Raw genomic sequence first — 11,955 nt, forward strand, 5'->3', positions numbered from 1 at the left:
GACCAAATATCCGCGCGGCTTGCGGTACAGCAGTGTGGAGACCTGCTGCAACGTCCGCGGAGTTCCGCTCTCCGCGGGCAAGGGGTCACAGGCAGAGGCCGTGACACCAAAGCCGATCACTATGGCGACTCTCTCCCTTAGAAACATCAAAAAGATCTATCCCCATGCCAGCAACGGCAAGAAAAAGAAGGCTTCCAAAAAAGGCGAGGCTCCCACAGGCGAAAAAGCCAATCTTGAGGTGACCTCCCAGGGCGTGGTAGCTGTCCAGCAATTCAATCTGGATATCGCTGACAAGGAGTTTATCGTACTGGTCGGTCCCTCCGGCTGCGGAAAATCCACCACGCTTCGGATGGTCGCCGGTCTGGAGGAGATCTCAGAAGGCGAGCTGTACATTGACGGCAAACTGATGAACGACGTAGAGCCCAAAGACCGTGATATCGCAATGGTCTTCCAGAGCTATGCCCTGTACCCCCATATGACTGTATATGAAAATATGGCCTTCCCCCTGAAGCTTCGGAAAATGCCCAAAGACGAGATCGACCGCAAGGTGAAAGAGGCCGCAGCCACTCTGGACATCACCCAGTACCTGAACCGGAAGCCCAAGGCCCTGTCCGGCGGCCAGCGTCAGCGTGTGGCCATCGGCCGCGCCATTGTCCGCGAACCCAAAGTGCTGCTGATGGACGAGCCCCTGTCCAATTTGGACGCCAAGCTCCGCAACCAGATGCGCTCCGAAATCATCAAACTGCGCCAGAAAATCGATACCACATTTATGTACGTTACCCACGATCAGACCGAGGCTATGACCCTGGGTGACCGTATTGTCATCATGAAGGACGGCTTTATTCAGCAGATCGGCACGCCTCAGGAGGTCTTTGACCACCCGGCCAATCTGTTCGTTGCCGGCTTTATTGGCACACCCCAGATGAATTTCTTTGATGCCAAACTGCTTCTGGAAGGTGGGCGCTATTTTGTCACCACCGGGGCGGTCAAGGTGGAGCTTTCTGAAGAGAAGCAGCAAGCCCTAGCGGCGAAGAAAGTTTCCGCCCAGGATGTCACCTTAGGCGTCCGCCCCAACCACATCATCCTCAACGACGGCACCAACGCCATCGAAGCCACGGTAGATGTGTCAGAGATGATGGGCAGCGAGGTCCATCTCCACGCCAACACCCAGGGCCGGGATGTAATTATCATTGTCCCCACCATGGATATCTCCGGCAGCCATAAGGAGACATTCTCCTACGGCGCCAAGATCAATTTCACTTTCGGCGGCAACGTATGCCACATTTTTGGTGCTGACGAGAACAATTTGGAGCTTTAATCCGCTCCAGCAAATCGTTTCTTTTTGATAACAGATGAGACCGGAACCCCTACGGGCTCCGGCCTCATCGTTTCAGCAAGGAAAAGAGCGCGGGCCCCACTGGGGCTCCGCGCTCTTTTTTGGTCAATCGTTATCCAATCAGGTCCCGCAGTTCAGGGACGATGAACTTGGGTGTACGGCCGGAGAAAAAGTCGTCGATGGCCTGGGCACAGGCCAGGGAGGACCGGGTGGATGCCTCCTTGGTCGCGCCGCCGATGTGAGGGGCGACCAGTACGTTCTCCATCTTCAGCAGAGGATTCTTTAGGTCGAAGGGCTCCTGCTCCACCACATCAAGGCCGGCTCCTGCGATCTTCTTCGCTTCAAGGGCTCGGATCAGCGCCGCCTCGTCTACGATCTTTCCTCGGGAAGTGTTGATGAGAAAGGCGCTCTCCTTCATCAGGTCAAACTCATGGTCACTGATGCTGTAAACAGTGTCCTTGGTAGCGGGTACATGGAGAGACACATAGTCGGCACAGCGGAACACCTCGTCCCGATCCTCTGTTAATTGAATGTAGTCCGGCAGCTCCCGGGCGAAGGGGTCATATGCCACTACCTTCATATCAAAGCCAAGCGCCGCTTTCTTCGCCACCAGTTTTCCGATGTTGCCCGTGCCAATCAAGCCCAAGGTCTTGCCCTCCAGCTCGGTCTTTGGGATTCCCATCTTGGCATAGCGGTAGTCGCTCTCGCAGTGGGCCATCACGGCCTTAAAATTCCGGGAGCAGTAGAGCATATAGAAAATCGCCAGCTCCGCCACCGAGATGGCGTTGGCCCCGCCGGCAGTGGTGACCAGCACCTTATTGCGGCGGGCGGCCTCCAAGTCAACTCCGTCATAGCCCGCCCCATGGCGGGCTATGATCTTCAGTTTGGGGGCGTTGTCCAGTATCTTCGCGGTAATCTTAGCGGTCCGGACAATCATGGCGTCACAGTCAGCCACATCCGCCAGCACATCCTCCTCCGCAAAGCCACGTCCATCCACCACTTCATAGCCGTGGTCACGGAGATAGGCATAGCCTTCGGGTAGAATCGGCTGGGGCAGTAAAACCTTATAACTCATTATTACACTCCTTAGTCTGCGGAGGACATCCCTTCCAGCAAACGCTCAGGCACTTGCCGCATCATGATCCCCAACTCCTTTGCGGTAAATCCCTGGGTCATCAGCACCCGGGCATATTCCTCCATACCCTCGTCAGAATAGAGGGAATTCAGCTGACCAAAATCTGTGGTCAGCAGCACATGTTCACATCCTACCGCCCTGATTTGCCGGGCGATCTCCTCGATAGGTGTCCTGTTGTGGTATGTGGTAAAAAAGCTGTGTTCCACATAGGCTCCCAACGCCACGGCCTCCTGCTGTTGTTGGATCGAATAGCAATCGGCCGGGTTATCCGCATGGGTCAAGACAACGGTGCAGCCTCGCTCTGCCGCAGCCCGGACTAGAGCCATACCCTCATCGGCCCCAATGTGACCAGTCCCCACCACCATTTGGTGTCGTGTGGCCACATCCAGCACTTCCAGCGCCTGGGGCAGGAGATTTCCCTTTTCATCGCAGACCGACAAAAACCGGGACAGGTCTGCACTGGGCTCGTTCCGATGCTGATATTGCTGGTATGACCGGGCCTCCAGGGTGGGAAACCAGACCAGCTTGCCGCCCGCCTGGGCGGAACGCTCCACCGCATCGGGATTTACACCCCCAACAGAACGGTTCAACGTCACGCCGCCCGCAACTCTCAGCTGAGGAAATTGCTCTTGAAGGAGTTTCGCCCGGACGGCAGTATCGAAATAGTGATTCTTGATCGCGCACCCGGCCATCCCCCGATGGACCAGCCGCCGGGCCAGCTCCAGATCTCCGCATTTCCGCTGAACTACATCAGGAGCCGTATGGATATGCAGGTCATATGCGCCCTTTAGGAGGTCTTCCATCGTGCACCTCTTTCTTTAGTAAGGCAGGAAAATCGGAACCAGCGCAACCACCACCACATAGGTGACCAACAGCATAGGCAGACCAATCTTGCAGAAGTCCACAAACTTGTAGTGGGTCCAGCCGACCGTCATCATGTTCTGGGGCGCAGCAAAGGGGGTGGCATAGGAAGCGGCACCCGCCAAAGTGATAGTCATGGCCACAGGATATGGGCTGACACCGATCTGCTCGGCAATGGAGATGCCGATAGGCAGGAACAGCATAATAGAGGGAATGTTGGACATGAACTGGGTCAGGATGGCGGCGGCAAAGAAGATCACAGTCGTAACCATAAAGGGACTGGGATCTTCGCCCAGGATCTTTAAGATTAGTTCCGCCACGGCATCACCCGCGCCGCTGTTCTTGAATCCGGTTGAAATTGCGGTAAGAGAACCAACCAGCAACATGCAGTTCCAGTCAATAGCCCGTATAGCCTCCTGGACAGTCATACACTTGGTACCCACAATAATCAGAGCACCAATCACAGCTGCCACATGCATAGGCATGTTCTTGGGGCTGGCCGCGATCACCACCAGCACGCACAGCAGTGTGATCACAGAAATAGCGGCCTTTCTCTTGTCCAAGGGCTTTTTATCGGTCTTGGCAAACTCAGGAACATAGCCGGTGTCGGGGATCAGCTTGCGCCCTATAAAGGTGAAGTACAGGGTACCCAGGATGCAGATACCGATGCCGAAGGGAGTGATGCTGAAGAATCCGAAGGGAGTAATGCCCAATTCACTCATTACACTGTTGGCCGTGGCGTTGGAGCCGACACCCACCAGGGTCACAAAGCCTCCAAACTGAGCGCCGAACAGCAGGGAGAGCAGAGCCTTGGAGGGACCAACTCCGGCGGCGATGCACATGGCGGTAACCAGGGGAGCCATTGCAGTCATCACACCAATATTGCTGCATACAGAGCTGAGGGCGCAGGACACGATCAATGTGGCAAGAATGATATTCCTTTCACTTTTACCCGTTACACGAACCATCTTTTCACCAATCAAATCGGTGATGCCGGCGTGGAACAGGGACGATCCAATCACCATCATACCAGCCAAAAGAACGATAGTTGTGCTGTTATAGCCGGTAAAGATATCATCAATGGTAATTAGACCAGTGTAGGCGAACGCGATAGACGCGCCAATGGCAGTGACGATGATGGGAATCGGCTCCCAGATAAAGAGGACGACAGTGATTGCCAGAATGATCAGTGCGATCGTAATTGGACTCATGGTTCTCTCTCCTTATGTCGTTGTATTGGCGGGAAATATGTGTTCAGGGCCGGTATACGTCGTCGATGATTTCAAACCCCTTTTCTTCCAGTGTCTTTTCCACCCAGGCCCGGTTTGCAGTACCCTCTCTGGCCGCAATCAGCTTCTTTTCATCCGCGGCCTGGAATTTCTTGGCCTCCTCCAGAATCACGGGAGCGTCTTTTCTGGGGATCACGATCACTCCGTCAGGATCAGCCAGGATAATATCCCCAGGGTTAACACTGACACCGCCGCAGGAGATGGGCACGTTGATCTCGCCGGGACCCTCTTTATAGGGGCCGCCAGGGGTAGTTCCGGTGCAGTAGACCGGGAAATCCCAGTGTCCAATCTCGTCGATGTCACGAATGGGGCCGTCCAGAACGATACCGGCGATTTTTTTGGTATACTTCAGGTAAGCCATCATCACCTCGCCCATCAGAGCTCTGGTATCGTCCTCCTCGTTGGACACCACCAGCACATCCCCCTCCTGACACAGGTTCAGCGCCGCGTGGAGAGCCAGATTGTCCCCCGCCCGGCCCTTGACGGTATAGGCCGGACCCACCATCATCTGGTCCTTTGGCTGACTCACCAGCTTGATACGGGGGTTCATGGCACAGCTGCGGCCCATGACATCGGCGGTGTTGGATGCGGGAATGCTCTTAAACTGTGCCATGATCTCGGGGTCCGGCATCTCGCGCTTGAGGTAGATCCTCTTGCCAACAGACATAATCAATTCCTCCTCTGCTTTCCTTGTTTTTTGCGTTGCGGATTTTGTAGTTTCATAGTAATATAGTGGTATGCAAAAATCAAACGGAGTTTTTTTGAGTTTTTAACAAAAAAATTTTGTGGAGGTATGTATGGATCTGACCAGTCTATATTACTTCTCCGAGTTGGCAAAGGACCTGCATATGACTCGCACCGCCAACCGCCTCTTTATCTCCCAGCAGACGTTAAGCAACCACATCCAACGCCTGGAGGACTACTATGGTGTTCGGCTGCTCCACCGCAAGCCATCCCTCTCCCTGACCACGGCAGGGGAGTTTGTGCTGGCCTTTGCGGAGGTGATGATGAAGGAACAGACCAATCTGAAGGACATTCTGTCCGATATCGAGCAGCAGGAGCGGGGCGTCCTCCGTTTCGGCGCCAGCGCCTTGCGCTTAAATATGTGTTTGCCCGCTGTCCTGCCGCAGTTCTCTGCCCGCTATCCCAATGTGGACATCCACATTACCGACACCATCACACCCCGTCTGGAGCCGCTGGTATTAGACCGGTCCCTCGACTTTGCTATCACCCTCAACGGTGAGGAGCACCCCAAGTTGGTCACCCACCACCTGATGGACGACCAGGTCTATCTCTGTGTCGCGGACTCCCTGCTTCAGTCCTACTATGGTGAACAGGCCCCGATGCTGAAACGGAAGGCCCTCTCCGGCGCCCATGTGGAGGACTTCTCCAAGCTCCCCTTCTGCATTTTTGACAACCGTATGGGACGCCAGATCAACCAGTGTTTTGAAAGCGCCAATTTGATTCCCCGCGCCTATATCACCAGCACCTATACCCAGGCCGGCATCACCGCCTGTTTCCAGGGACTGGCCGCCTGCTTCTGCTCCCAGGCGAACCTGGTCAGCCAGCGGGACAACATTCCTTCGGATATCAACATTTTTCCCCTGCTTTACCGGAATGAGCCCCTGTCCCAGCGGCTCTCTCTCATCCGCATGAAGGACCGCTATCTGTCCCACTATTCCAAATTCTTTTTGGAGCAGCTTTTCGACTATTTCAGCGACGTGGAGCGCACCCGCATGGAGCGTCTGGGACAGATCTCCGACTGATGTTTCCGTCCGTCTGGCAGCAAAAGCGCCGGCTGGAAAGAGTATCTTTCCGTCCGGCGCTTTTCTATTCTATTATCTGGACCGGACCAGTTCCACGATTATGGAAACACACTTTTCAACGCCAATGACACCGCTGTCCAGAGAGAGGTGGTAGTTCTGGCAGCGCCCCCACTCCCTGCCGGTGAAGTGCTTATAGTTGACCTTTCGCCTTGTGTCCTTGTCGTGCAGCCGCTCCTCCGGCTTCTTCTCGCTCTCACCGTACAGACGGACGATCCGGTCTGCCCGGAAGGCAGGAGCGGCGTGGACAAAGATATGGAAGGCGTCTGGGTTATCCTTCAAAATATAGTCGGCGCAGCGGCCTACGATCACACAGGAACCCTTTTCCGCTAGATCCAGAATGACCTGGCGCTGCATACACCATAGGAAGTCGGAGGCGTTCATGCCGCCCATGACATCGGCCCGCCCACTGAAGGCGGCGAAATAGGCCAGAATGGACTTTCCAGGCGCGTACTCCCCCGCATTCTCTACATACTCTGGCGCGAAGCCGGTCTTCTCCGCCACTTGTTTGATGAGTTCCTTGTCGTAGTAGGGGATCTCCAGAGCCTCGGCCACTGATTTTCCGATACTTCTGCCCCCGCTGCCAAACTCCCGGCTAATGGTAATGATTGTCTTGCTCATATTCGTTCCTCCTCATTTAGCTCTCGATAGATTTTTCGGATGACCGGCGCCACAATCAAAAAAGTCAACAGATTTAACCCCGGCATAGAATTCGGGACTCCATCCAGATCCTAAAAGCATCGGCAGCGACAGGGAGGAGCACACGCAGAGCACAGCCGCGTTCCCAGTGCCCCGATGAGCCCCCTCGGCGCGTCCCGCTCCTATGCTGATGCTGGAAAAGCAGCCGTCCTGATTATCACTTCCGCCACCTGTGCCACCATGGTGATTGGACAGGCCACCATATTGGCAGCAAAAATCTGCTTTATCATATTATACAACGCCGCGGCCAATAAGGAAATAGTACGTGGTATCGCATATTTTCCCATCAGGACGCCCAGCCCCTCCCGCCTTTTTCAATTCCTCGGGATTTTGGAATTTTTATCTTCAAGCAAGCTGTTCCAAATTTAAACACTTTATGGCAAGTGGGCAAAAAAGGGCTCGGGACTGTCATCAACAGTTCCGAGCCTCTCACATATGTTATAAAGAATTCCTATGTATGTCAGGCTACACAGATTGCTTTATCTTCTTCCATTTTCTCATGTTAATCAAGATCAGGAGAAGCGCAATAGCAAGACCGATCAGGTCTGTCACTGTTCCAGGAATGAACATTAACAGACCACCTACGATAAAGGCTGTCCGTTCCAGGATATTCAGTTTCCACAGCAACCAGCCTTGGAAGGCCGCGGAAATCACAGCCGTACCAACAATGGCTGAAACCGCCACCGAAATAATATCCACCACGTTGCCTTGCATCATCATTGCCTCATTATAGCAGAAGGCGAATGGCACCATGAATCCGGCAAAGCCCAGTTTGCATGCCTCGATTGCCGTTGTCATGGGGCTTGTCTTTGCGATACCAGCGCCAGCATAGGCTGCCAGGGCTACAGGAGGTGTAATGGCAGACAGGCAGGCAAAATAAAACACGAACAGGTGGGCGGTCAGCGCAGGCAGACCTAGCTTGATCAGGGAGGGAGCCAGGATAGAGGCGGCAATGACATAGGCCGCTGTGGTGGGCAGGCCCATGCCCAGGATAACACAAGTGATAGCAGTAAAGAGCAGTGAAGGGAACAGCAAGCCGTGGGCCGCTTGGATCATCATGTCACCGAAGATGACTCCGATACCGGTGAGAGACACCATGCCTACCACAAATCCGGCGCAGGCACAACCGATAACAATGGACATGGAACTAAAGGCGGATTTTGCCATGGCAGGCAAAATGCTTTTTAGGGTGAATCGCTTTTTCTTGTCAAAAAGCATGATAACAGGCACTGCGCAGGTCGCCCACAGGGCGGAGTACAGCGGGGAATACTGGGCCACCAACAGGCAATACAGCAGGATCGCAATAATCAGCAGATAGATCCAGCCGGTCTTCATCACGTCCCGGGATTTGGGCACATCCTTGGGATCCATTAACTTGATGTCAGCCAACTCAGACTGGCTGACAACCGCCACTCCGCAGCCCCAATAGTATAACAGGGCAGGAATGACGGCGGCAATACAGATCGTAATATACTGGTTTTCAGTAAATGCCGCCATTAGGAAGGCACCGGAGCCCATAACTGGAGGAAGTATCTGGCCGCCAGTGGAGGCCACCGCCTCCACACCGCCAGCAAAAGCGGGCTTGTAGCCGCGGGACTTCATCAGCGGAATGGTAAAGGTGCCCGTGCCCACCACGTTGGCTACGGCGGAGCCGTTAATGGAGCCCATCAGTCCGGAGGCCACCACTGCAGAGAGGGCAGGGCCGCTCTTGATTTTTCCGGTCAGGGAGATAGCGATGTTATTGATGAAATCGGAACAGCCGGAGGATTCCAGAAATGCGCCAAACATTACAAACATGAAAATGACGGTGGCCGACACACTCATTGTCGTACCAAATAAGCCATCCAGGTCGGTGGCCAGGAAGGAACAAATACGCTCCAGTGAGTAGCCCCGGTGAGCAATAGCCCAAGGCAGATGGGGCCCAGCCAAGGCGTAGGCCACAAAAATCAGAGCTAACACAGGCATAATGTAGCCCAGCACACGCCGGGCACACTCCAGAACTACCAGACCCAGAACCGCACCAGCAAAGACGGCCATCCATGTTGTCTGGCTCAGGCGTTCGGTCATGTGATGCACCTCATCCTGGGCCATCCACCAAGCCAGCCAAGTGAGGGCAATCAAGGCAATATCCACCACCCGGCAAAATATCCGGAAGCCTTTATTCCCGGCAAACTTGTCCTTGAAGACGTGCTTATAAAGGGGCTGCGTCAGCAACACTAAGGTAAGGGCAAAGCTGAGATGGACACCTCGCTGTGTCACAAAATCAAACAGGCCGAAGAACCCGGTGTAGATATGAAAGATCGTCATGGCGATCGCCACAATGGTAGCAATCTTGATAAATTTGTCCTTTCTCCCATCTTCTACGGCTTTGGCCGCGGCCAGTTCGCTGTCCAACGAGGTTATGTCGATCTCCTTGTACTCTTTTTCTGCCATAAAATTGAATCCTTTCCTTACTACAGATTCACACAGTATCGTGTCCTACATAAAGAGAGGCCGGAGCCGAGGGCTCCTCAGTTCCGGCCGCTAGCGCATTGATATTGAAACTACCAAACCTTGTAGCTCAGGGCGCTCAAATCAGGCCCTGCTCGGCATAATACTTCTCAGCGCCTGGGTGCAGGGGAATAGGCATGTTGGTACACAGGAAGGAGGGATCGGTCATTTCGCTGAGGATAGCGTTGCCGGCCGCCAAATCGGCAGAGTTCTCGTTCATGGTCTTGCACATATCATAGACCAGGCTCTCGTCCAAATCCGCGCTCACGATGACCAGGCACTTCACACCGAAAGTCAAGGTATCATAGTCCTGACCAGTGTAGGTGCCCGCAGGAATGGTGGACTGAATGTATGCCTCGTTTCCAGCCAGAATGTCGTCGATCTCTTCCTGGGTATAGTTCAGGACCACAATGTCCTTAGTGGCAGCCAAGTTGAGCTGTCCGCCAATGGGCAGCCCAGCAAAGCCAAAGGCCGCATCAATGATGCCGTCGCCCACAGAATCGGCACCATCACCCAGCCCAAGGTTCTCCAGGCTGGTATTCTCGGCGCTGATGCCCATAACCTCGAAGGCATCCAAGCAGGAGTTCTCAGTAGCGGAAGCGGCGGGGCCAACAGCAACACGCTTGCCCAGCAGATCATGGACATACTCCAGACCGGACTCCTTCAGCGCTACGCCACTGGAAACAGAGGTGTAAACCGCGCCGATAACCCGGACATTCTCCAGTGCGGATGTAAAGGGTTCGACTCCATTGTAACCATTCAGCACCACGTCGGCGGTAGCCACGGCTACATCCACTTCGCCGCTGGCCACATCCTGAACGTTTTGGAAGGATCCAGTAGAGGTTTGGGTATTGCACTTCACACCCTGAACGCTGTTGGTCCATAACTGTGAGAGCGCCGCGCCAGCCGGATATAGGGAACCGCCAGTATCACCAGTTCCAAAAGTCATCATCACATTTCCACGGGAGGGGCTGTTCGAACCGCTTGCGGCACCACTACTGTTGTCCCTGCCGCCCTGAGAGGTGCTGGGCTTTCCGCCGCAGCCAGCCAGCATAGCCAGCATCATCGCCGCAGACAGCAAAATCCCGATCGCTTGTTTTGTTCTTTTCATTTTTTCGCTCCCTTTCTTCGATATTGAACCATTTCATTGGTTCTCAAACCATTTGCTGTGTACGACCGTACACAGCAAATCCCCCGGGGGATTTGCTGTGTACGACCGTACACAGCAAATCCCCCGGGGGATTTGCTTTCCATTTTTTCCCTCATTGGGTGAGTGTATTATATCACGGCTCATCTTTCTGCGCAATATCTCTTCTTTATTTCGCGAAACATTTGTGAGATATTACAATTTTCTGGATTTTTCTTAAACTTTTGTAATTTAGCCTACTTTTGCTCCAACTTTTTCATTTCAAATTCCGCTGTGTTTGATATGCGCTCGGTGAAGCAGGTAGTAAAGTAGTAAAAGTGAGGAGGCAGAACTCTAAAATTTCCGTAACAATCGGGATACAGAACACCTTTCACAGTCAGCAATTCAACCACTTTTTAAATATTTTATCGCTGTAGAGGCGCGCCGGATAGGGAAGCACTGTCCCCATCCGGCACTTTTTTATAAAGGCTTCTCCTCTCCACGCTCTCTACTGGAAGTGCTCTTGAGCGTATTGCGCCAAGCTGTCCCGAAAATCAGGATGGGCTATTGCGATCATAGCCTCTGCCCTCTCTCGAAGCGTTTGTCCAGATATCCTCGCTATCCCATACTCGGTTGCTACATATTGGACCATCGTCCGGGGAACAGAAACAGCGCTTCCACTGAAAAAGTATGGGACAATATTCGATTTTAGTGTTCCGTCTTTGTATCTATGAACAGCATTCAAGCAGATAAAACCTTTTCCTCCTCTGGAGCGGCAGGCTCCCTCTAAGAAGTCCATCTGTCCTCCAATGCCTGAGAGCCGACGGGTGCCAGCAGATTCTGCATTTTCTTGTCCCATAAGATCCAGTTCTACTCCGCCATCGATACTGATCACATTACTCATCCGGCCGATACGCTCCACCTCTTTTCTTGCATTGGTCAGTTTACCTGCCTTCCACAGCTCTAAAAAGGCGTCGCTGATCGTTCCTGTGTGGCAGCCCAGGTCCTTCCGATCTGACCAAGCTGGCAGCTTGACCACAGTAAAGGGCACGCTCCCCACCCCTGGGGCAGCACCGCTCCATCGGGGATTTCCTTCACCACCAGCTTGGCGATCTCAAGGTCCGCTCCACTGGGCTCCCGATAGCTGCGTTGAGAGAGCATCTCTATTTTCAGTCTCCAAAAATACTATTTTAGTT

12 protein-coding genes are annotated in these 11,955 nt (G+C 53.7%); 2 read left to right on the top strand and 10 right to left on the bottom strand.

From position 1 onward, the window contains the following. Window positions 1-121 precede the first annotated feature (121 nt). A complete protein-coding gene (locus tag MCG44_RS13660) occupies window positions 122-1,318 on the top strand; it encodes an ABC transporter ATP-binding protein (protein ID WP_186852373.1) in 1,197 nt (398 codons plus the stop codon). Between the two features lie 130 nt (window positions 1,319-1,448). Here the strand turns inward: MCG44_RS13660 and MCG44_RS13665 are convergent, their stop codons facing one another. Genes MCG44_RS13665 through MCG44_RS13680 form a run of 4 tightly spaced genes read right to left on the bottom strand, consistent with a single transcriptional unit; the run spans window position 1,449 to window position 5,288 of the window. Continuing rightward, window positions 1,449-2,411 (bottom strand): hydroxyacid dehydrogenase, encoded by a 963-nt coding sequence (locus MCG44_RS13665; RefSeq protein WP_240288742.1) that lies wholly within the window; start codon window positions 2,409-2,411, stop codon window positions 1,449-1,451. 11 nt (window positions 2,412-2,422) lie between these two features. Next, window positions 2,423-3,274 (bottom strand): DUF6282 family protein, encoded by an 852-nt coding sequence (locus tag MCG44_RS13670; RefSeq protein WP_240288744.1) that lies wholly within the window; start codon window positions 3,272-3,274, stop codon window positions 2,423-2,425. A gap of 15 nt (window positions 3,275-3,289) precedes the next feature. Next, window positions 3,290-4,543, bottom strand: a complete 1,254-nt coding sequence (locus MCG44_RS13675) for an SLC13 family permease (protein ID WP_240288746.1) — start codon at window positions 4,541-4,543, stop codon at window positions 3,290-3,292. Between the two features lie 43 nt (window positions 4,544-4,586). Continuing rightward, complete coding sequence (locus MCG44_RS13680; protein ID WP_147572873.1) at window positions 4,587-5,288, bottom strand: RraA family protein; 702 nt, start codon at window positions 5,286-5,288, stop codon at window positions 4,587-4,589. Window positions 5,289-5,418: 130 nt separating this feature from the next. On the opposite strand from MCG44_RS13680, the gene MCG44_RS13685 reads away from it, so the two are divergent. Further along, window positions 5,419-6,387, top strand: coding sequence for a LysR family transcriptional regulator (locus tag MCG44_RS13685; protein ID WP_147572874.1), 969 nt, complete (start codon window positions 5,419-5,421; stop codon window positions 6,385-6,387). Window positions 6,388-6,459: 72 nt separating this feature from the next. Here MCG44_RS13685 and MCG44_RS13690 read toward each other — a convergent pair whose 3' ends face one another. The 6 genes from MCG44_RS13690 to MCG44_RS13715 all read right to left on the bottom strand — a co-directional run bounded on the left by MCG44_RS13690 (window position 6,460) and on the right by MCG44_RS13715 (window position 11,920). Next, window positions 6,460-7,065 carry an AAA family ATPase gene (locus MCG44_RS13690; RefSeq protein ID WP_240288748.1) on the bottom strand — a complete coding sequence of 202 codons (606 nt, stop codon included), beginning with the start codon at window positions 7,063-7,065 and terminating at the stop codon, window positions 6,460-6,462. Window positions 7,066-7,265: 200 nt separating this feature from the next. Continuing rightward, window positions 7,266-7,430 (bottom strand): hypothetical protein, encoded by a 165-nt coding sequence (locus MCG44_RS13695; RefSeq protein WP_240288750.1) that lies wholly within the window; start codon window positions 7,428-7,430, stop codon window positions 7,266-7,268. A gap of 178 nt (window positions 7,431-7,608) precedes the next feature. Further along, window positions 7,609-9,576, bottom strand: a complete 1,968-nt coding sequence (locus MCG44_RS13700; RefSeq protein WP_186852379.1) for a TRAP transporter permease — start codon at window positions 9,574-9,576, stop codon at window positions 7,609-7,611. Window positions 9,577-9,712: 136 nt separating this feature from the next. Continuing rightward, complete coding sequence (locus tag MCG44_RS13705) at window positions 9,713-10,744, bottom strand: TAXI family TRAP transporter solute-binding subunit (protein ID WP_240288752.1); 1,032 nt, start codon at window positions 10,742-10,744, stop codon at window positions 9,713-9,715. A 523-nt stretch (window positions 10,745-11,267) separates the two neighbouring features. Then, the gene (locus MCG44_RS13710) at window positions 11,268-11,663 is read right to left on the bottom strand and encodes an acetyl-CoA hydrolase/transferase C-terminal domain-containing protein (RefSeq protein ID WP_240288754.1); all 396 of its coding nucleotides are present in this window, start codon (window positions 11,661-11,663) and stop codon (window positions 11,268-11,270) included. A 59-nt stretch (window positions 11,664-11,722) separates the two neighbouring features. Continuing rightward, window positions 11,723-11,920, bottom strand: coding sequence for a hypothetical protein (locus MCG44_RS13715; RefSeq protein WP_240288757.1), 198 nt, complete (start codon window positions 11,918-11,920; stop codon window positions 11,723-11,725). Window positions 11,921-11,955 lie beyond the last annotated feature (35 nt).

The sequence above is a fragment of the Lawsonibacter sp. OA9 genome (assembly GCF_022440585.1).